This window comes from Bradyrhizobium tropiciagri, assembly GCF_018130545.1.
Lineage (GTDB): Bacteria > Pseudomonadota > Alphaproteobacteria > Rhizobiales > Xanthobacteraceae > Bradyrhizobium > Bradyrhizobium tropiciagri_A.
This window is the reverse complement of record NZ_JAFCKF010000001.1, coordinates 141,321-161,536: the sequence shown is the minus strand read 5'-3', so window position 1 is coordinate 161,536 and position 20,216 is coordinate 141,321. Positions and strand designations below refer to the sequence as shown.

At 64.5% G+C, this 20,216-nt stretch carries 16 protein-coding genes; 13 read left to right on the top strand and 3 right to left on the bottom strand.

Features of this window, described 5'->3' with window-relative positions:
- Positions 1 to 76 precede the first annotated feature (76 nt).
- From JQ616_RS00735 to JQ616_RS00685, 11 genes are all read left to right on the top strand, one after another.
- The gene (locus JQ616_RS00735) at positions 77 to 1,582 is read left to right on the top strand and encodes a class I adenylate-forming enzyme family protein (RefSeq protein ID WP_349629933.1); all 1,506 of its coding nucleotides are present in this window, start codon (positions 77 to 79) and stop codon (positions 1,580 to 1,582) included.
- A 51-nt stretch (positions 1,583 to 1,633) separates the two neighbouring features.
- Positions 1,634 to 2,371: an SDR family oxidoreductase gene (locus JQ616_RS00730; RefSeq protein ID WP_074124840.1), complete on the top strand. Its 738-nt coding sequence runs from the start codon at positions 1,634 to 1,636 to the stop codon at positions 2,369 to 2,371.
- 12 nt (positions 2,372 to 2,383) lie between these two features.
- On the top strand, positions 2,384 to 3,565 hold the full coding sequence (locus JQ616_RS00725) for an acyl-CoA dehydrogenase family protein (RefSeq protein WP_212011477.1): 1,182 nt from the start codon (positions 2,384 to 2,386) through the stop codon (positions 3,563 to 3,565).
- Between the two features lie 76 nt (positions 3,566 to 3,641).
- Positions 3,642 to 4,772: an acyl-CoA dehydrogenase family protein gene (locus JQ616_RS00720; RefSeq protein WP_212011476.1), complete on the top strand. Its 1,131-nt coding sequence runs from the start codon at positions 3,642 to 3,644 to the stop codon at positions 4,770 to 4,772.
- 16 nt (positions 4,773 to 4,788) lie between these two features.
- Positions 4,789 to 5,976, top strand: coding sequence for an acetyl-CoA C-acyltransferase (locus tag JQ616_RS00715; RefSeq protein ID WP_212011475.1), 1,188 nt, complete (start codon positions 4,789 to 4,791; stop codon positions 5,974 to 5,976).
- Between the two features lie 21 nt (positions 5,977 to 5,997).
- Positions 5,998 to 7,008 carry an NAD(P)H-dependent flavin oxidoreductase gene (locus tag JQ616_RS00710; RefSeq protein WP_212011474.1) on the top strand — a complete coding sequence of 337 codons (1,011 nt, stop codon included), beginning with the start codon at positions 5,998 to 6,000 and terminating at the stop codon, positions 7,006 to 7,008.
- 12 nt (positions 7,009 to 7,020) lie between these two features.
- A complete protein-coding gene (locus JQ616_RS00705; RefSeq protein ID WP_212011473.1) occupies positions 7,021 to 7,794 on the top strand; it encodes an enoyl-CoA hydratase-related protein in 774 nt (257 codons plus the stop codon).
- A 40-nt stretch (positions 7,795 to 7,834) separates the two neighbouring features.
- On the top strand, positions 7,835 to 8,995 hold the full coding sequence (locus JQ616_RS00700) for an iron-containing alcohol dehydrogenase (protein WP_212011472.1): 1,161 nt from the start codon (positions 7,835 to 7,837) through the stop codon (positions 8,993 to 8,995).
- Positions 8,996 to 9,020: 25 nt separating this feature from the next.
- Entirely contained in the window at positions 9,021 to 9,827 is an 807-nt protein-coding gene (locus JQ616_RS00695) for a glutathione S-transferase (protein WP_212011471.1), read from the top strand.
- Between the two features lie 33 nt (positions 9,828 to 9,860).
- Entirely contained in the window at positions 9,861 to 10,562 is a 702-nt protein-coding gene (locus JQ616_RS00690; RefSeq protein WP_212011469.1) for an SDR family NAD(P)-dependent oxidoreductase, read from the top strand.
- A gap of 55 nt (positions 10,563 to 10,617) precedes the next feature.
- Positions 10,618 to 11,820 (top strand): ABC transporter substrate-binding protein, encoded by a 1,203-nt coding sequence (locus JQ616_RS00685; RefSeq protein ID WP_212011467.1) that lies wholly within the window; start codon positions 10,618 to 10,620, stop codon positions 11,818 to 11,820.
- A gap of 22 nt (positions 11,821 to 11,842) precedes the next feature.
- Here JQ616_RS00685 and JQ616_RS00680 read toward each other — a convergent pair whose 3' ends face one another.
- A complete protein-coding gene (locus JQ616_RS00680) occupies positions 11,843 to 13,399 on the bottom strand; it encodes a glucosamine inositolphosphorylceramide transferase family protein (protein WP_212011465.1) in 1,557 nt (518 codons plus the stop codon).
- Between the two features lie 15 nt (positions 13,400 to 13,414).
- Entirely contained in the window at positions 13,415 to 14,617 is a 1,203-nt protein-coding gene (locus tag JQ616_RS00675; protein ID WP_433995948.1) for a glycosyltransferase family 4 protein, read from the bottom strand.
- A 287-nt stretch (positions 14,618 to 14,904) separates the two neighbouring features.
- On the opposite strand from JQ616_RS00675, the gene JQ616_RS00670 reads away from it, so the two are divergent.
- On the top strand, positions 14,905 to 17,010 hold the full coding sequence (locus JQ616_RS00670; protein ID WP_212011462.1) for a GumC family protein: 2,106 nt from the start codon (positions 14,905 to 14,907) through the stop codon (positions 17,008 to 17,010).
- Positions 17,011 to 17,026: 16 nt separating this feature from the next.
- Here JQ616_RS00670 and JQ616_RS00665 read toward each other — a convergent pair whose 3' ends face one another.
- Positions 17,027 to 18,352, bottom strand: a complete 1,326-nt coding sequence (locus JQ616_RS00665; protein ID WP_249136305.1) for a lipopolysaccharide biosynthesis protein — start codon at positions 18,350 to 18,352, stop codon at positions 17,027 to 17,029.
- A 520-nt stretch (positions 18,353 to 18,872) separates the two neighbouring features.
- Between JQ616_RS00665 and JQ616_RS00660 the strand changes: the two genes are divergently transcribed.
- Positions 18,873 to 20,093 (top strand): FAD-dependent oxidoreductase, encoded by a 1,221-nt coding sequence (locus tag JQ616_RS00660; RefSeq protein WP_212011460.1) that lies wholly within the window; start codon positions 18,873 to 18,875, stop codon positions 20,091 to 20,093.
- The last annotated feature ends 123 nt before the right edge of the window (positions 20,094 to 20,216 follow it).

Below are 20,216 nucleotides of genomic sequence, written 5' to 3'. Positions count from 1 at the left end.
AACAAGCCCAAAGGGCTGCGACAGGGAGGTTTCAGTGCAGGCGATGACGCAAGTGACGGAAGGAAGTGTAGAAGGCTTGCCGAACCGCATCCATGAGGTGATCAATCACCACGTCGTGGCGACACCAAATCATCCGGCGCTGATCGACGACAAGATGCAGCTGACCTACCGGGAGCTCGATCAGGCGGTCGATCGCGTCGCCGGGGCCTTGCAGGCGCTCGGAATCCGTGCCGGCGACCGCATGATGATCGTGAGCGAGAACTCGATCCCGCTGGCCTGCCTGCTGCTGGCGGCGAGCCGGCTCGATGTCTGGTCGATCGTGGTCAATCCGCGGCTGTCGGCCCGCGAGCTGGACCAGATCAGGGATCACAGCGGCGCCCGCCGTGTGCTGCTGACCGCTGACGTGTCGCAGGAGGCGGCCACGCACGCCGCGCGCTACGAGGCGGCCGTCCAGGACGTCGGCCCGCTCCGCGGCATCGCAGTCACCGGCCTGAACCTCGCAACCGTGGCCGAGCCGGTCGAACCTGACGGCGCAAACCAGGTCGCGGTTCTGATCTACACGTCTGGCACTACTGGCGCGCCCAAGGGCGTGATGCTGACCCATCGCAATCTGTTGTTCAGCGCCCGCGGCACCGCGGCCTTCCGCAAGATGGCGGCCGATGACGTGCAGTATTGCGTGCTGCCGATCTCGCATATCGTCGGCATCTCGCTGCTGACGATGACCCTGATGGTCGGCGCCACCGTGCGTCTCGTCGCCAAGTATGATCCGGCGGCGCTGGTCAAGGCGATGACTGAAGAGGGCATCACGATCCTGAACGGCGTGCCCGCCACCTATCAACGTCTGCTCGAGTATCGCCGCAATGCCGGCCTGCAGAGGCTCGATCGCGGCCGGTTGCGGGTGATCTCGGTGGCCGGCGCGCCGCTCGATCTCGAACTCAAATCCCGCGTCGAGCAGGAGCTCGGCCTGCCGCTGCTCAACGGCTACGGCATCACCGAATGCTCACCGGGCATCTCCGGCGTTCGTCCCGACAACCCGCGCGCCGACCACGCGGTCGGCGCCGTGATGCCGGGCCTCGAGGCAAAGCTGGTCGGTCGCGACCTCAAGCCGGTTGCACCGGGCGAAGTCGGCGAGCTGCACGTCCGTGGCCCGAACGTGATGCGTGGCTATTACCGTGCGCCGGATCTCACCGCCAAGGCGATCGATCCCGACGGCTGGTTCAATACCGGCGATCTGGCCCGTTTCGAGAATGACGCACTCTATATCGTCGGGCGGACCAAGGAGATGATCATCCGCTCCGGGTTCAACGTCTATCCGGCTGAGATCGAGGCGGTGCTGAGCACGCATGACGCCGTGGTGCAGTGCGCCGTGGTCGGCCGGTCGGTCGAGGGCAACGAGGAAGTCGTCGCCTTCGTACAGCTGATCAAGGGGTCGAAGGTCACTACAGCGGATCTGATGGCCCATGTTGCTCCGCAACTGACCTCGTACAAGCGCCCATCGGAGATTATCCTGATGGACGCGCTGCCCGCGACATCGACGGGCAAGCTCTTGAAGCACAAGCTGGCGGAGTCGCTGCGCAGCTGAGGCTGAGCCGTCGCCGCAACATCATTCACTCGAACACGACCGGAGAACACCATGCAGAAGAGAAACAAGACGGTTGCGGTCATTGGTGCCGGTGATTTCATCGGCGGCGAGATCGCCAAGAAGTTCGCCGCCGAAGGCTTTACGATCTTCGCCGGCCGCCGCAACGGCGACAAGCTCGCGCCGCTGGTCAAGGAGATCGAGGCCGCGGGCGGCGAGATCCATGCGCGCTCGCTCGACGCGCGCAAGGAGGAGGAGATCACCGCTTTCCTCAACGACGCCGATAAGCATGCCCCGCTCGAGGTCTGCATCTTCAATATCGGCGCCAACGTCAATTTCCCGATCCTTGAGACCACCGAGCGCGTGTTCCGCAAGGTCTGGGAAATGGCCTGCTACTCCGGCTTCCTGGCGGGACGCGAGGCGGCGCGGCTGATGACGGCGCGCGGTGAGGGCAACATCTTCTTCACCGGAGCGACCGCATCGTTGCGCGGCGGCAGTGGCTATGCCGCCTTTGCCAGCGCCAAGTTCGGCCTGCGCGCCGTGGCGCAGGCGATGGCGCGCGAGCTCGGTCCGAAGAACATTCATGTCGCGCATCTGATCATCGATTCCGGCGTCGACACCGAATGGGTGAGGCAACGCCGCATCGAGGCGCTCGGCCCGAACGCGCTCGACAATCCCGATCTGCTGATGCCGCCGGCTTCGGTCGCGGCGTCCTACTGGCAGCTCTATCAGCAGCCGAAGAGCGCCTGGACCTTCGAGCTGGAAATCCGGCCGTTCGGCGAGAAGTGGTAGGGAGCACGGCAGATGGAGCTCGCGCTATCCCCTGACGATGCGGCGTTTCGCGACGAGGTTCGCGCCTTCATCAAGGACAATTATCCGGCGGAGATGCGCGTCGCCAACCCGGAGACCGACCTCTCCAAGGAGCAGATGTTGCTGTGGCATCGCATCCTGCACAACAAGGGCTGGATCGCGCCGCTCTGGCCGAAGGAATATGGCGGGCCCGGCTGGTCGATCACCCGCCGCTTCATCTTCGAGCAGGAGACGACGCGCGCCGGCACGATGCCGCCGCTGGCGTTCAGCGTCACCATGGTCGGCCCGGTCATCTACACGTTCGGCAATGATGCGCAGAAAAACAAGTTCTTGCCGCGCATCCTGTCCGGCGAGGACTGGTGGTGCCAGGGCTATTCGGAGCCGGGCTCCGGCTCCGACCTCGCCACCGTTCGCACCAAGGCGGTGCGTGACGGCGACCATTACATCGTCAACGGCCACAAGACCTGGACCACGCTGGCGCAGCATGCCGACTGGATATTCTGTCTGGTCCGCACCGATCCCACGGCGAAGCCGCAGTCCGGCATCTCGTTCCTGTTGATCGACATGAAGTCGCCGGGTGTCACCGTCCGCCCGATCATCACCATCGATGGCTCGCACGAGGTCAACGATGTCTTCCTCGAGAATGTCCGCGTCCCCGCCGATAATCTGATCGGCGAGGAGAACAAGGGGTGGACTTACGCCAAATTCCTGCTCGGCAATGAGCGCACCAGCATGGCCGGCATCGGCCGCTCGACGCGCTATCTCAACCGGCTGAAGAAGATCGTGAAGGCGGAGATCCCGGAAGACGATCCGGCGCATCTCGAATTCATCCGGGACATCACCCGCGTCGAGCTCGACGTGCTGGCGCTGGAGGCGACCGAGTTGCGGGTCGTCGCCCAGATGGCCCGCGGGATCGACCCCGGACCTGCGGCCTCGCTGTTCAAGATCCGCGGCACCGAGATCTTCCAGAACATCACCGAGCTGACGCATCGGGCGATCGGCAATTACGGGCTTGCAATCCGCGAGCATCCGGTCAGCGCCAATCGCTTCATGCCGGGTCCGGATTACGGCCACACGGCGTCGGAGAAATATCTCAATTCGCGCAAGCTCTCGATCTACGGCGGATCGAACGAGATCCAGCGCAACATCATCGCCAAGGCGGTGCTCGGTCTCTAGAGCACGATCCGGAAAAGTGTGAAGCGGTTTTCCGAAAAGATCATGCTCAACAACAACTAGCGGCAACGAGGATCGGATGGATATCCAGTTCACAGAAGAGCAGGAATTGTTGCGGTCCAGCGTCCAGCGGCTGCTGCGCGACCAGTATGATTTCGAAGCCCGCCGCAAGATCGTCGCGAGCGAGGACGGTTTGGGCCGCAAGCAATGGGCTGAATTCGCCGAGCTTGGCCTGCTCGCTGCGCCGTTCTCGGAAGCCGCAGGCGGGCTCGGCGGCGGGCCGCTGTCGACCATGATCATCATGCAGGAGTTCGGCCGTCATCTGGTGGTCGAGCCGTTCGTCGAGACCGTCGTCGTTGCCGGCGGCCTGATCGAGCAGGTGGGCTCCGACGCACAGAAGCAGTCATACATCACCGACATCATCGCAGGGACAAAGCTCTGGGCGCTGGCCTGGACCGAGAAGGGCTCGCGGTTCGATCTCGCAACGGTCGCCACCACCGCGCGCCGGGACGGCGACGGCTATGTGCTCACCGGCGAGAAGACCGCAGTGGTGGCCGCGCCCTGGTCGGATTATCTGATCGTTTCCGCCCGCACTTCGGGCCATCGGCATGATCGCGGCGGCGTCAGCCTGTTCGTGGTCGATCGCCGCGCTGCCAATCTCGATCTGCAGAGTTTCAAGACCGTCGACGGCCGGAGGGCGGCCGAAGTCAGCCTGCGCGGCGTACGCGGGGAATTGCTCGGCAGGGAAGGCGAGGGCGTCGCCGCGCTGGAAGCCTGCCGCAACCGGGCGATCGGCGCGCTCTGTGCCGAGGCGGTCGGGGCGATCGGTGAGCTGAACGCCGCGACGCTGGAGTATTCCAAGACGCGTAAGCAGTTCGGCGTCACGATCGGCAGCTTCCAGGTGCTGCAGCACCGGATGGTCGACATGTTCATCGCGCATCAGGAAACACTCTCCCTGATGCAGCATCTTAGCCTCAGCCTCAACGATGATGAGGCCGGCGTCTCCCGGCTGGCGTCGGGCGCCAAATCGAAGATCGGCTATGCCGGCAAGTTCGTCGCCGACCAGGCGGTGCAGCTGCATGGCGGCATGGGCATGACCGACGAGCTCAACGTCGGCCACTACTTCAAGCGGATTTCCTCCATCAACATCCAGTTCGGCGATCCCGCCTATCACGTGCTGCGCTATGCGCAGCTCGACGCGGCCGCCTAAGCCAGAGAGACAAGACATGTCACAGGATGCAGTCATCGTTTCCACCGCGCGCACCGGCGTCGGCAAGGCCTATCGCGGCGCGCTGAACAACACCGACGGCCCGACTCTGGCCGGCCATGTGATGGCCGAAGCCGTGAAGCGCGCCGGCATTGCGCCCGGCGAGGTCGAGGACGTGGTGATGGGCTGCGCCATGCAGCAGGGCACTATGGTGATGAACGTCGCGCGCAAGGGCGCGATCCGTGCCGGACTACCCGTTACGGTCGCCGGCACCACCATCGACCGGCAATGCGCCTCCGGCCTGCAGGCGATCGCGGTCGCCGCACGCTCGGTGATGCTTGACGGCGTCGAGATCGCGATCGGCGGCGGCATCGAGTCGATCAGCCTGGTGCAGAACGAGCACATGAACCGGTTCCACGCCGTCGACGACGAGCTGATGGCGATGAAGCCCGAGATGTACATGTCGATGCTGGAGACCGCCGAGGTCGTCGCCGAGCGGTACGGGATCGGTCGCGACAAGCAGGACGAATACAGCCTCGAATGCCAGCGCCGGGTCGGCGCCGCGCTGCAGGGGGGACGCTTCAACGACGAGATCGTGCCGATCACGACAAAGATGGCCGTGGTCAACAAGGACACCAAGGAGGTCAGCTATCAGCAAGTGACGCTGGCCAAGGATGAAGGCCCGCGGCCGGACACCACGGCTGATGGGCTTGCCAAGATCAAGCCGGTGTTCGAGGGCAAGACCATCAGCGCCGGCAATGCCAGCCAGCTCTCGGACGGCGCCTCGGCCTGCGTGATCATGAGCGACAAGATCGCCGCACAGAAGGGCCTGAAGCCGCTCGGAATCTTCCGCGGTTTCGTCGCCGCCGGCGTCGAGCCGGACGAGATGGGCGTCGGCCCGGTCGCCGCGATCCCGCGGCTCTTGAAGCGGCATAATCTCAGGATCGACGACATCGATCTCTGGGAGCTCAACGAGGCCTATGCGGTGCAGGTGATCTATTGCCGCGACAAGCTGGGCATCGATCCAGAGAAGCTCAACGTCAATGGCGGTTCGATCGCGATCGGTCATCCCTACGGCATGACCGGCGCGCGGCTCACCGGCCACCTGCTGATCGAGGGCCGGCGGCGCAAGGCGAAATACGGCGTGGTGACCATGTGCATCGGCGGTGGCATGGGTGCCGCCGGCCTGTTCGAAATCATCCACTGATCGGAAACGCGGGAGATACTTGTGAAGACAGCAATCACTGAACTGTTCGGCATCCAGCATCCGATCATCCAGGGCGGCATGCATTATGTCGGCTTCGCCGAGATGGCGGCTGCGGTGTCCAACGCCGGCGGTCTCGGCATCATCACCGGCCTGACCCAGCGGACGCCGGAGCTGCTGGCCAAGGAGATCGCGCGCTGCCGCGACATGACCGACAAGCCGATCGGCGTGAACCTGACCTTCCTGCCGAGCTTCACCGCGCCGCCCTATCCCGAATACATCGCCGCGATCCGCGAGGGCGGCGTCAAGGCGGTGGAGACCGCAGGCCGCAGCCCGGAGCAGTACATGCCGGCGCTGAAGGCGGCCGGCATCAAGGTGATCCACAAATGCACCTCGGTGCGGCATTCGCTGAAGGCCGAGAAGATCGGCTGCGATGCGGTCAGCGTCGACGGTTTCGAATGCGGCGGCCATCCCGGTGAGGATGACATCCCGAACATGATCCTGCTGCCGCGCGCGGCGGATGAGTTGAAGATCCCGTTCGTCGCCTCAGGCGGCATGGCGGATGCGCGCAGCCTCGTCGCCGCGCTGTCGATGGGCGCCGCCGGCATGAACATGGGCACGCGCTTCATCGCGACCAAGGAGGCGCCGGTTCATCCCAACGTGAAGCAGGCGCTGCTCGACGCCGACGAGCTCGACACGCGGCTGGTGATGCGCGCGCTGCGCAACACCGAGCGGGTGCTGAAGAACAAGGGCGTCGACGAACTGCTCGAGATCGAGCGCGAGAAGGGCGCCAAGCTGAAGATCGAGGACATCCACGAGCAGGTCGCCGGCGTCTACCCGAAGGTGATGATCGACGGCGAGATGGATGCCGGCGCCTGGAGTTGCGGCATGGTGGTCGGCCTGATCCACGACATCCCGACGGTCAAGGAGCTGATCGACCGCATCATGGCCGAGGCCGAGGCGATCATCCGGCAGCGGCTGACCGGCTTCCTCGACGGCAAGTTCGAGACCAAGCCGGCCCGCGCGGTCGCCTGACGGGAGATCGCCATGACCGAGCATGTGACAGTGGAAATCGCCGCCGGCGTCATGACGCTGACTTTGCGGCGGCCCGAGAAGAAGAATGCGCTGACAGGCGCCATGTATGACGCGATGTCGAATGCGTTGGAGCGGGCCGAGGCGGATGCGTCCGTCCGGGTGATCTTGTTCCAGGGCGACGGCGACAGCTTTACCGCGGGCAACGACCTCGCCGATTTCGCCAGCCAGGCGCGCGGCGAAAGTGCGGTCGACAGCCCGGCGCATCGTTTCATCGAGACCATCAGCAAGGTCAGCAAGCCGCTGGTCGCCGCCGTGCAGGGCAATGCGGTCGGCGTCGGCACCACCATGCTGCTGCATTGTGACCTGGTCTATCTCGCCGAGAACGCCCGGCTGATCACGCCGTTCGTCAACCTGGCGCTGGTGCCGGAGGCGGCGTCGAGCTGGCTGCTACCCCTGAGGATCGGGCACGCGCGCGCCTATGCGATGTTCGCGCTTGGCGAGCCGATGGATGCACAGGGCGCGCTGGCATCGGGCCTTGCCAATGCCGTGGTGCCGCAGGCTGATCTGCGCAAGAAGGCGCATGATGCGGCGGTGGCGCTGACCAAGCGGCCGGCCGGTTCGCTCAGCATGACCAAGAAACTGATGCGCGAACACCAGCGGATCGCGGCGCAGATCGCCGCGGAAGGTGTGCTGTTCAAGGAACGGCTGACGACACCCGAGGCGCGTGAGGCCTTCGCCGCCTTCGCCGAACGGCGTCAGCCCGACTTCACCAAGCTGTCGGCCTGACCAGCAGCGCCATTCACGGATACATCGAGGGAGCGAAAGCATGCGCGTCACCGGCAGCCATCAATACCCCACCATGGAAACCGTGATCTACGGCAAGCCGGCAGCCGAAGCGCTGCGCGAGGAGGCCGAGCGGCTGGGCGCGAAACGCGTCTATCTGATCGCCAGCCGGACGCTGAACACCACGACCGACGAGATCGAGAAGATCCGTAAAGGTCTCGGCGATCGCCATGCCGCGACTTTCGACGGCGTGCCGCAGCACACGACCCGGGACGCGGTAACGCAGATCGCGCGAGAGGCGACGGAAGCCAAGGCCGACCTCGTCGTCGCGATCGGCGGCGGCTCGGTGGTCGATGCGGCAAAGATCGTGCTGATGTGCATGGAGCATCAGATCTTCGAGCCGGCTGGGCTCGACGGCTTCGAGACCACGCCGGACCGCCGCTTCGGGGCGTTCCGCAACCCGAAGGTCCGGATGATCGCGATCCCGAGCACGTTGTCGGGTGGCGAATACAATTCCGGCGCGTTGGTCACCGACACCAGCCGCAAGCTGAAGCAGATCTTCAACCATCCGATGATGATGCCGCGCAGCATCATCCTCGATCCCGCGATCACGAAATATACACCGGAGAAGCTCTGGCTCGGCTCCGGCACGCGTGCGATGGACCACGGCATCGAGGCGATCTGCTCCAGCCGGCCCAATGTGCTGGTCGATGCGGTGTGCCAGCAGGGGCTGCGCTATCTGCACGACGGCCTGCTCCGTACCAAGGCCAATCCCGGCGACGAGGCGGCGCGGTTGAGCTGCCAGTTGGGCTCCTGGCTGTCGGCGTTCGGCTTGCAGTCGCGGGTGCCGATGGGTGCCAGCCACGCCATCGGCCATGTGCTCGGCGGCACCTGCGACGTGCCGCATTACTTCTGCACGGCTGTCATGATGCCGAGCGTGCTGCGCTACAACCGTCCCGCGACCGAAGCCGCCCAGCAGTCGATTGCCGCTGCGCTCGGCGCGCCCGGGCGCGATGCCGGCGAGGCGTTCGCCGGGTTCGTCGCGGAGCTCGGCCTGCCGCGGCGGCTCGCCGATGTCGGCGTCGGCGAGGATCGCTTCGAGCTGATCGGTAAGAACGCGATGCTGTCGATCTTCACCCGCGCCAACCCGCAGCCGATCCGCGAGCCCGGCGACGTCGTCAAGATCCTGAAGCTGGCGGCCTGACCCAACAGCACTCGGAGCAGCCACCATGGCCGCCTTGCGCATCTTCTCCTATCTGCCGAACCCGCGCGTGTGGAAGGCGACCATCGCGGCGCGGTTCTGCGGCGTCGACGTCGAGGTCAGGGGCGCCTCGGGCAAGGAATTGCGCGACTGGTTGTGGGACTATGATGCCCATCCGCTGGCGGAGCAGGAGCGCGCCGAGCTCGCCTCGCTGGCGCGGACCGGCCGGGTCGGGTTGACCGGCGCGCAGCTGTTCAAGACCGACGCGTTCATGGCGGCACAGCCGTTCGGCAATGTGCCGGCCGCGTTCGGGGCCGACGGCAAAGTTGGGATCTTCGAATCCAACAGCATCATGCGGGCGGTGGCGCGGCTCGGTGAAGCTAGGTTCCAACTGTACGGGCGCGACGCCTATGCTGCCTCGAGGATCGACAGCTTTCTCGACGTCAGCCTGGTGTTTGCACGGGATTCGCAGATCTATCTGCTGGCGCTGTCGGGCGGCACGGTCGATGCGGCCATTCATGCCCGCGCGAAAGACGCGTTCGCGATTTATGCTTCCGGAATCGAGCAGGCACTGTCGCCACGGCGAGAGACGCTGGTCGGTGACGGCATCTCGATTGCCGACATCTGCTTTGCCGCCGAGCTTGCACTGTTCATGAATGAGCATGCGCGGACCGAGCAACTGCAGAAGCAGGGATTGGAGAAAATCCTGCATCCGGGCGTAAGGGGCGCGTATCCGCTGATGTTCGCTCACTTTGCGCGGCTGATCGAGCACGCGCATTTTGCGCCGGATCTCAAGCCATACGTTGAGAAGCTGCTGTCGAAGGCGGCCGCCTGAAAGGCGCCGGCCGCAACGCGGAGGGTTGATCGCATGACTGCACCTGTCTGTCTGATATCCGGCGTCGGCCCCGGCACCGGATCGGCGCTCGCCAGAAGGTTCGCTGAGGGCGGCTATCGCGTTGCGCTGCTTGCCAGGAACGAGGAGCGTCTCGCTGCGCTCGCGCAGCAACTGCCGGACGCCAAGGCCTATCGCTGCGACGTGTCCGATCCCGCGCAGATCGAGACGGTGGCATCGGCCGTCGAGCGTGATCTCGGCAGCCCCGGCGTCGTGATCCACAATGCCGTCGGCGGCGCGTTCGGCACGTTCCGCGAGATCGATCCGGAAATTCTCAATCGCAACTTTCAGGTCAACACGATGGGTCTGTTGTACCTGGCGCGGCGGTTTTCGCCAGCGATGATCAGCGCCGGCAAGGGCGCCATCGTTGCCACCGGCAACACCTCGGCATTACGCGGCAAGGCCGGCTTCGCCGGGTTCGCGCCGACCAAGGCGGCGCAGCGCATTCTCGCCGAAGCGATGGCGCGCGATTTGGGACCGCAGGGTGTCCACGTCGCCTATCTCGTGATCGATGCGGTGATCGATCTGGAATGGACCCGGAAGCGCTGGCCGGAGCGGCCGGACGACTTCTTCATCAAGCCGCGGGCGATCGCGGACGAGGTCTGGCACATCGCACATCAGGATCGCAGTGCGTGGTCGTTCAACGTCGAGATCAGGCCGTTCGGCGAAGCCTGGTAGGCGGCGCGCCGATCGCATCAGCAAATTCAATTCATAAGCGTTCAGGGGGAGTTCGATGGTGTTGAAGAGATTTATCGTGTCCATTGCGGCGCTCGCGGCTTTCGCTGCTGCTCCGGTTCGTGCCGAAACGCCGGGGGTTTCGGAGTCGGAAATCAAGATCGGGGCGACGTTCCCGTTCAGTGGTCCAGCATCCCCGCTCAGCAACACCGGCAGGGGCCTGATCGCCTATGTCCATTCCATCAATGATCGCGGCGGCATCAACGGCCGCAAGATCAACCTCATCACCTATGACGATGCCTATACGCCGCCCAAGGCGGTGGAGCAGACCCGCAAGCTGATCGAGAGCGACGAGGTAGCGTTCCTGTTCAGCCCGCTTGGCACGCCCGGGATCGGCGCGACCATCAAATACGTCACCGCGAAGAAGGTGCCGCATCTGTTCGTGGTCAGCGGCGCGACCAAATTCGCCAACTTCACGGAGTTTCCGCTGACCACCACCGGATTGCCGAGCTACAACACCGAAGGCAAGATCTACGCAAGGTATATCACTCGGACGGCGCCCGATGCGAAGATCGCGATCCTCTATCAGAACGACGATCTCGGCCGTGATTTCGTCACTGCGTTCAAGGAGGTGCTGAAGGCCGATTTCGACAAGAAGGTGGTGACGTCTCCCTATGAGGTCACCGAGCCTACCATCGAATCCCGCGTGGTCACGCTGAAAGCATCGGGCGCCCAGGCGTTCCTGATCGCGGGCACGCCGAAATTCGCGGCCCAGGCGATCAAGAAGGCGAACGAGATCGGTTGGACCCCGCTCACCATCGTCAACTATGTGTCGAGCTCGGTCTCCTCGACCATCGTGCCGGCCGGCGCAGACAAGGCGGTGGGCGTCGTGGTGGCGACCATCGCGAAGGATCCGAATGACAAGAAATGGGCCGACGATCCCGGCATCAAATGGTACCGCGCCCATTTCGAGAAATATCTCCCAGGGTCCGATATCGGCGACAGCAACTATCTGTTCGGCACCCAGCAAGGCCAGATCCTGGAGCAGGTGCTGAAGCAGTGCGGCGACGATCTGTCACGCGAGAACATCGTCAAGCAGGCGCGCAACATCAAGGGGCTGGTGCTGCCGACCCTGATGCCGGGCATCACCGTCAACACCGGTCCCGACAACAGCATGGCGTACACGCAGCTGCAGCTGCAGCGCTGGACGGGAAGCTCATGGGAGCAGTTCGGCGGCGTGCTCAGCGCCGAGACGAACTGAGCGAAGTGGGCAGTGCAGCGTGCTAGAAAGGCCGTCGCGCGATCGGCTTCGCCAGTGCGCTGTGCCAGTCCGATTGCGGCGGGCGGTCGTCCGACCGCAGGTCTGCCAGGATCGCAGCGGTCTTCGGCTGAACCCGCGAGCCGTCGATCACCTCGAGCTGGCCGCAGCGGTTGAGCGTGTGCAGCTTGCGTCCGGTCCACAATGGTCCGGGCTTCAGCAGGTGTCGAACGGCCTGCTTGTACGTGGTCGGCGACAGTTCGAGCACTTCCGCAAGGCCGAGCGCTGCGCCATATCCGGTGCTGCAATCCTGCACCGGCCGCCATAGCTTGCCATCGATAGTTACGAAATTACCCGCCGGCCGCGTGGTCGCGCGATCCATCAGCACCGGATTAGTCGCGTGCGGCCGCCATGGCCCGAACAGCTGCTCGGCGTAGTAGATCGCCAGCGTGTCGGAATATCCGCCGGTGCCGTCGCGCCAGGCGCCGAACATGTAGTGCAGTCCGTTGTGCTGCGTGATCGTCACGTCGGCGAGCTCGAGTCCGGACAGCAACGTGGAGTGCCGCTCCCATTTGTCCGGAAAGCGGATGCATTTGTAGAGCGGAACGTCGCGATGCGCGGTGCTCTCCGGGATCATCCAGAGCTCGCCGTCGCTCTCGATCAGGAACGGGTAGGACAGGTGCCAGGGCTCCTCCAGCACGGGCAGCACGGCGCCGACCGGCCCGCTGCCGTCGAATTCGATCGCGGAGATGATGCCCTTGCCGGTCCGGTGATCGAGATCCTCGAAGAAGACGAAGGTCCGGCCCTGCCATTTCACCGGGAAAGGATCGGCATAGAACCGGTTGCCGGGATCGCTGAGCACGTTCCAGGTAGGTCCCGACAGATCGCCGGTGCGCCAGACATCCGCGTTCTCGGCGAAGCGCCAGCCGATATGCCAATGCGGCGCGTAGCAGCAGAGGCGATAGATTTCCTTCGCGATCGAGGTCGCCACGCCGCGCACGACGAAGGGGGCGGGATTTGGGGCTGCGTCGCCGCTCGCCGGACTGGCCAGTTGCGGCACCAGCCGCGGCGCGCCTGACAGAATCGGCGGCAGCATCGACAGCGTGCGGGTCATCACGGTTTCCAGCCCGCCGCTCAAGCCGGCTGCGATTTCCGCGGAGGGATGGCCGCGGTCCATTACCGTGCCGTCGCACTCATTGACGATTTCAATCACCGGCAGATCGCCGGCGAGAATGGCTGTGAGTGCGGAATTCTCTCCCGCACGCCCGTTGAATCGCGGACGGAGGTAGAGCCTGGCGGAGCAATTCGGATCGCGCGCGGCCGCGGTGAAATCGACCACCACGTCGGGATTGCCTGCGCGGGGCCGCTCAGGGATCGTCTTCAGCCTGTCGGCGCCGCCGGCCTTGCCCTTGCGCAGAACGATGCGCTCCAGCTCGAACAGTGCGTCGAGGCCCGCAGGGCGGGGGCCCGGCGTCGTGATCCAGGCGATCTGAACGGGAATATCCTGATCGTTGATGTGCAGTGACTCACGGCACATCCAGAGCCGCGCCTGCTCACGATCGCAGCGAAACTCGATAATCATGGCCAGCCCAACTTCCTAGTGCGCGTCAGCCCCCACGGCATTGCCGAGAATGCGGACGTATTCCTCTATCATGGCATCCAACGAATAGCGCGACTTGAGGCCCACGGCGCTTTGCCGCAGCTGCTCGCTCAACAAACGGTCCGTCAGGACTTTCGACACGGCGGCCGCAAACTCGGCATCGTTCGCGGCGTCAACGAACGCCGCGGCAGGTTGTCCCTGGTACGACAGCACCTCGCGCAGCACGGGAAGATCGTTGACGACGCAGGGAATGCCGGCGCTCGCGGCTTCCACTGCCGCAAGACCGAAAGTCTCGGCCTGCGAGGGAAAGACGAAGACGTCGAGGCAGGCCAGAAAATCGGCCATCTGGCGCGGCGGGATCTCGCCGATGAAGTGGAGCCGGTCCGTGACCTTCAGCTCGTCCGCCAAGGCTCGCAGCCGCTCCTCATCCGCGCCCTGGCCCGCCAGGGCAAGGTGCCAGGACGGGTCGGCAGCCAGCAGGCGAATGGCTGCATCGAGCCGCTTGTGCGGGTGCAGCCGCGCGGCGCAGCCGAGCAGGGTGCGATCCGGCGGCAGCTTGAATTGTTGGCGTGCGGCGTCCTTTGGCAGGCTGTGCGACTTGTCGTCGAAGCCATGCGGGACGTGCTTCATGCGCGAGCGGTAGGGCGCGGGATAGCGGGCATATTCCCGCTCCATGTCGCGCGAGTTCAGCGTGATGCACTGGAAGAAGCCGGTCGAGCCCATGATGATGTCGGCGGCGCGCACCGGCATGCTCATCGACAGCGCCGAGGAGACCTGGTTGGCGATCACGGGCGCGCGGCTGACCAGGCGCGACACTCCGCCGCCGATCACATTGCCGAAATGCTGGAAGGTCAGGACGACATCGGGCCTGATGCGCCTGAGATGACCGGCGAGCGTCCACAGCATGCGCAGCAGCGCCACCGGGTTTCCCGGACGGGTCTGCGCGCAATAGAAGGTGTTGGGCGGCTCGTCGAAGGAATCCGACTTGCGGAAGAAGAACAGGTTGGTGACGTGATAGCCGCGTGCAGTGAGCCCGGCACCGAGCAGCCGCGAGATCTCCTGCGCGCCGGCGTTCTCGGCCTGGGTCTGCACCAGGACAACGCGCAGCTTCGGCTTGCTCTCGTCGGATCGATCGCGTGATGCGGTCGATGGCTCGAGCAATTCTGTGCTCAGTTCTGGACTTGCCGCGTAATGGAGCACGGATTCCTCACCCGTCGAGGGAGTGGAATCGTCTCCCTCATTTTTGCGCGCGTGCTTATCACGCAAAGCGTGCTCGTGCACCGAGTAGCGCGTGGTGAGGTTACTGCTCATTTAGCAATCAGACATGTGTCGGCAATCGAGAGCCATTATCTCACAGATAGGGTACAGCCGGCTCGTTAACTAATTGGTTACGGCAACGCAAAGAGAGGGTAACCGGCGATTAACCATAGATATTTACGTTGGGGCCGCACTGAGCGGTGCTGTCAGTTGAATTCGAGTCAGAACCCATGAAGTTCGGTAGCCGCGTCGGCCCGAGACGTTCCGAAGCCACGGGACCCGCAGCGTCGTGGGAAACGTCCGGCGTGCCGACCGGCCAATCTTCCGCGGAAACCACCAAGGGCGTGCTAAGCCTGCCCGGTGTGCTGGCCTTTTTCCGCGAGAAAGGTCAACGCATCCTGATGCTCGCCGCGGTGATCTTCGCGGTCGGTATCATCGTGCTGATGTTGATTCCGGCACGCTACGCCGCGACCGCGCTCGTCGTGGTCGACCCGCGCGAACAGCGCGTCACCACCGATCAGGATGTGCTGCCGGGGATCGGGCAAGATGCCGCGGCGCTGCAGAGCGCCGTCGAGATCGCCAAATCCGATGGATTTCTCGGGCCGCTGATCGACCAGCTCAAGGTCGCCGAGGACAATGATATCTCCGGCGGTAGGACCGATCCCACGCGCCTGCTCGACCGGTTTCGCAGCCGGCTCGACATTTCCCGGCGCGGATTAACCTATGTTATCGCCATCAAATTCACGTCCAACAATGCGCAGCGCGCGGCGTATTACGCCAATGCGATAGCCGAGGCGTTCGTCGCCAGCCAGCGCGGCACCCGCACCGTGGCAACCGACGAGGCCGCCGACTGGCTGAAGAGCCGGCTCAAGACGCTGAACGACCGGCTGCGGTCGTCGGAAGATGCCGTCGCCAAATTCAAGCTCGAGCACCGCATCGTCAATGCCGGCAAGGAATCCACCACGCAGCAACTGCGCGTCACCGATCTGACGCAGCAGGTCGCCGCGGCGCGGGCCCGCACCGAAGAGGCCAAGACGCGCTATGAGCAATTGCAGCGCGACCTTAAGGCCAATGTCGACGGACCGGTCAAGCAGGACCTGTTGAGTGCGCTGCGCGCCCAGCGCTCCACACTCAACGACCAGATTGCGCAGAAGCGCGGGGTGCTCGGCGATCGTCATCCCGACCTCGTAATGGCGCTCAGTCAGCTCAGCGACCTCAACCGGCAGATCGAGATCGAGCGCAAGAAGAACATCGACACCGCGAAGTCGGAATACGAGGCGCAGCGCGACCAGCAGAAGGCCGTCGAAGATCAGCTGAAAGCGGCCGAACAGCAGATCCTGGTCGACGGACAGGCGCTCGTGAAGCTGCAGGAATTGCAGCGCGACGCCGACGCCAACAAGAATATCTACGAGCAGTTCCTGTCGCGCTACAAGACGACCGACGAGCAGCGGCTGCTGCAGGCCTCGCAGACCAAGGTCGCGTCGCCAGCGACGCCGCCGGTGCGTTCGACGCTTCCGCCAATGCCGCTGTTGCTCGCCGCGCTTGCAATCGTCTCGCTGCTGACGTCGACTGCGATCGTTGCCGTTCCCGGCGTTAATCTGCCGCAACTCCCGACCAGGACCGTTCCGACGCTGCGTCGTGCCGAGGCGCCCGCGCTGCAACCTGCGCCGCAACCCGCGTTGCCGCCGGGATTGCCGGTGCTGGCGCGCATTCCCGATATGGTCCCGCCGGATGCGGTCAGGAGCGTCTGGCAGACCCCAATCGCGACGACCGCCGAGCCCGATCTCAGCGAGCATCTCCAGTTGCTGATCGAGAACATCGAGCAGCTTCCGGGGGAGCATGGCAAGGTGGCGCTGCTGCTGTCGGTCGAGGCCGGTGCAGGCGGCAGCACCGTTGCACGGTCGCTCAATCGATCGGCCGTCAAGAATGGGATGCTCAGCGTCCTGATCGAGATGGAAGCCAGGCGTGTCGAGGCCGCGCCGCCGCAGGGTTCGGGGATCATCAAATCCGATCTGCCGTCCGTCGTCGAACTGCTCGGTGCCAGCAGCAAGGCGCCGCCCTATCCGCCGGACGATATCCGTGCCGATTTCGGCCTGATCATCGTCGACGCGTCGGCGCTCGCGATGCAGCCGGCCGCGGTGGCGCTGGCCGCCCATGCCGATCTGGTCATCCTGGTGGTTCGCGAGGGGGCCGCCGGCTCTGCTGCGATTGGCAAGGCGCGCGCCGATCTATCCCGGTTTGGGGCCGTCCCGACGGCGCTTGTCGTCAATCGCGTGGCGGCAACCGATGCCGGCGTTCGCGGATCGCAGGGCAAGGCTCTGGGATTGGCGAGCTGACGCCGTTCAGCCCGGTCTAGTCGTTGCCGTCGGCCGCGCGCATCGCATAGCCGCTACCCTTTGACGACGACAGATGCGACAGCACCAGGATCGACGGGTCGACACCGGTCCGGCGTCGGCACAGCACATTGAGGGCGATGGTGGCGAGCACCAGGGAGACTGTCGCCGAGATCGCCGCGCCGAGCACGCCGAGCCAGGGGATCAGCACGACAAATCCGATCAGCCGCAACGCCACGTTGGCGGCGACGACCGGAACATAATCGCGTTCGTGCCCGGTCAGCTGCAGCACCGCGGCCGACGGCCCGCCTGCGGCCTGGAAGGCGGTTCCGATCGCGAGCACGATCAGCACCCACTGCTGTGCGGCGAAATGCGGTCCGAACAGGCCAAGCAAATAGGGGGCGCCGATCCAGACGATGACGAGCCCGCTGAGCACGCAGAGCCCGGTCACCTCGGCCATCAGCTTCAGCGTATGTTCGAGCTCGCGGTGGTTCTTGCTGAAATACAGCGACGGCAGCCGGCGCGCGCCGAACGTGTAGAGCGCAGCCGAGAGCATGGCGAAGATATTGGCCAGACGCGAGGCCGCGAAGTAGACGCCTGCGGTCGCCGGATCCATCATCCAGTACACCAGGATGACGTCGAAATACTGGTTTGCCGCTTCAAGGATGGACGCCAGCCAGAAGCGGAATGCGCTCCGGTTCCAGCGTGAGCTCTCGAAGCGCGCAGTGACCGAGCGCAGGTTCGGCAGCACGCGCATGATCGAGACGATCTGCACGGCCAGCCCGAGGGCCATCGCGACCGTCATCGCGGTGAACAGTTCGGTGGGGGTGAGCTGGCGGTGGCCGAACAGCACGGCGATCAGGACCAAGACAACGGCAACCCGCCAGAAGAACTCGCGATTGCCTTCGCCCATCAGGATGCTGACCAGCGATCGTGCGATCTGGCTGCCGAGCATCAACCCGGCATTGACGGCGGTGAAGGCCGAGACCGAGAGGATCAAGAGCCACCACTCGCCGCGAATGCTCGCCACCGCCGCGATCGCTGCAATCGAGATCAGCATCCCGATCGCGGAGTTCTTCAGGCTCGACAGCAGCACGCCCTTGATGAATTCGGGCTGGCCGCGCACCTCGTACTCGTTGAGGAAACGAACCAGCAGCAGCTCCTGGCCGACCAGGCCCACGACCGCCGCGATCTGGGCGATGGACAGCAAGGTCGCGAAGTCACCAAACGCGTCGGGCGTCATCGCCCGCGCGGCGAGCGAGAACAGGGCGAATGCCAGCCCGCCGCTACCAACCTTGAGCAGGATGGTTCCGGCAACGCCGCGCGTGACATCGCGCCGTAGCATTTGAAGAACAGAGGCAATCACCACAGACGTCTCAATATCCAGTCAGGCTGTTGACCGTAGCAATCGGTGAGGTCTGGAGTGTTAAGGTTCTCTTGCTAAAATTCCGTTCCTTCCGAATGGCTTCCGGACTCCACGCAGTCGTGAACGCGGGCCAAATCGCCGCACTGCTCCATTCTGAAACGTCGCCGTCCGCCTTGTCTCCAAACGGCGCAGATCGGGTTCTCCCGGTCGTACCACTCGGTGGCATGGATCGGTCCGGTCGAGGGCCAGGTTTGCGCGTCAAAGGCATCCGTCGAAGCTCCACGGTCTGGCAATCGCCGCGTTTGTCCCTCGCGGCGGCTCCAAAAGCTCGGTTTGATGACCGCTTTCGGTGCAAGCGATGTGCCGAGGGCACGCCAATCGCGGTTCGCATGTTCTCGTTAACCTCAACGATGGAACTCGCGGCATTAGGTCTGCAAGCCAGAGAGGCAGGCAAGGAAATTGCAGTTCCGTGGCCAATTAGCCGTCGGAGCGGACAAACATGATTGCCGATGAAAGTACCATTAAGCCGATTCCGGCCTGCGAGGCCGAGGTTATCGAAGCGGACGTTGCCATTGTTGGTGCCGGTTTGGCAGGATCGCTCGCGCGCGCCGTGCTCGCCCGAGCCGGGTACCGAGTGGTCCTGATCGACAAGCGCTCGATCCCGCCGGATGAATTCCGTGTCGAGAAGGTCGCGGGACGGCAGATCGATATCTTCCGCCGCCTCGGCTTCCTCGACGATGTCGAGGCCGTCGCTTCGTCGTATGACCGGGTGCTCAACATCCGCGGCGGCCGACTGGTCGATATCGGTGTCGGCCGGTCCTACGGCGTGTCCTATGCTGACCTCGTCAACATGGCCCGTGGCCTGACGCCTGATACGTCGACCTTCCTGCTCGACCAGGTCACTAATGTCGGCTGCAGCGAGGATCGCCAGCAACTGACGCTGGCCTCGGGCAAGCGCGTCGTCTCGCGCCTGGTCATCCTGGCGACCGGCATGACGAACGCACTCGGTTACAATCTCGGAATGCGCCGGCAAGTGATCGCCGCGCGCCACTCGGTGACGTTCGGCTTCACGATCGCGCGGCCGGATAACGCCTCGTTCGGCTTCGACGCCCTGACCTGCTACGGCAAGCAGGCGGCTGACGGCGTCGACTATCTCAGCCTGTTCCCGATGTCGGGTGGCATGCGGGCGAACCTGTTCATGTTCCGCGATCCGACCGATCCGATCATGCGCGAGCTGCGCCGCGACACCAGGCGGACGCTGTTCCGTCTAATGCCGGGCCTGGAGCGTTATCTCGGTGATTTCGAGATCGTCGGCCAGGTGCAGAACTGGGTCATGGACCTGTCGGTGACCGAAGGCCATCTGCAGCCGGGTGTCGTGCTGATCGGCGATGCGTTTCAGACCAACTGTCCGGCAGCCGGCACCGGCGTGAGCCGTCTGCTGGTGGATGTCGAGCGTCTTTGCACCGACTATGTGCCGCGCTGGCTACAGACCGAGGGCATGGGCGCGGAGAAGATTGCGCAATTCTATGCCGATCACGACAAGCTCGCCGCTGACCGCCACTCGCTGGAATTGGCGCGTTACCGGGAGGCCTTGACTTCCAAGACCGATGTGCGCTGGACCATGCAGCGCAAGCTGCACTTCCTGCGCCGCATGATCACGCATCAGGTGGATCGGATTCATCCGGGATGGGTGATGCGCGTCCGCAGCGCGCTCCGGTAGGCGGTAGCGCATTTCTCGAGCATGATCCGGACCCGGAGGGCCGCGCTAGCGCAAAGCGGCCTTCCGAAAGTTCATGCTTGAACACAAAAATCTAAGGCGCGATCCCGATTGAGCCCGACCTCG

Coding starts and splice junctions, on each gene's coding strand:
- JQ616_RS00690 (WP_212011469.1), top strand. CDS start 9,861: ATGACTGCACCTGTCTGTCTGATATCCGGCGTCGGCCCCGGCACCGGA.
- JQ616_RS00725 (WP_212011477.1), top strand. CDS start 2,384: ATGGAGCTCGCGCTATCCCCTGACGATGCGGCGTTTCGCGACGAGGTT.
- JQ616_RS00715 (WP_212011475.1), top strand. CDS start 4,789: ATGTCACAGGATGCAGTCATCGTTTCCACCGCGCGCACCGGCGTCGGC.
- JQ616_RS00660 (WP_212011460.1), top strand. CDS start 18,873: ATGATTGCCGATGAAAGTACCATTAAGCCGATTCCGGCCTGCGAGGCC.
- JQ616_RS00680 (WP_212011465.1), bottom strand. CDS start 13,399: ATGATTATCGAGTTTCGCTGCGATCGTGAGCAGGCGCGGCTCTGGATG.
- JQ616_RS00665 (WP_249136305.1), bottom strand. CDS start 18,352: ATGCTACGGCGCGATGTCACGCGCGGCGTTGCCGGAACCATCCTGCTC.
- JQ616_RS00700 (WP_212011472.1), top strand. CDS start 7,835: ATGCGCGTCACCGGCAGCCATCAATACCCCACCATGGAAACCGTGATC.
- JQ616_RS00720 (WP_212011476.1), top strand. CDS start 3,642: ATGGATATCCAGTTCACAGAAGAGCAGGAATTGTTGCGGTCCAGCGTC.
- JQ616_RS00685 (WP_212011467.1), top strand. CDS start 10,618: ATGGTGTTGAAGAGATTTATCGTGTCCATTGCGGCGCTCGCGGCTTTC.
- JQ616_RS00730 (WP_074124840.1), top strand. CDS start 1,634: ATGCAGAAGAGAAACAAGACGGTTGCGGTCATTGGTGCCGGTGATTTC.
- JQ616_RS00670 (WP_212011462.1), top strand. CDS start 14,905: ATGAAGTTCGGTAGCCGCGTCGGCCCGAGACGTTCCGAAGCCACGGGA.
- JQ616_RS00695 (WP_212011471.1), top strand. CDS start 9,021: ATGGCCGCCTTGCGCATCTTCTCCTATCTGCCGAACCCGCGCGTGTGG.
- JQ616_RS00705 (WP_212011473.1), top strand. CDS start 7,021: ATGACCGAGCATGTGACAGTGGAAATCGCCGCCGGCGTCATGACGCTG.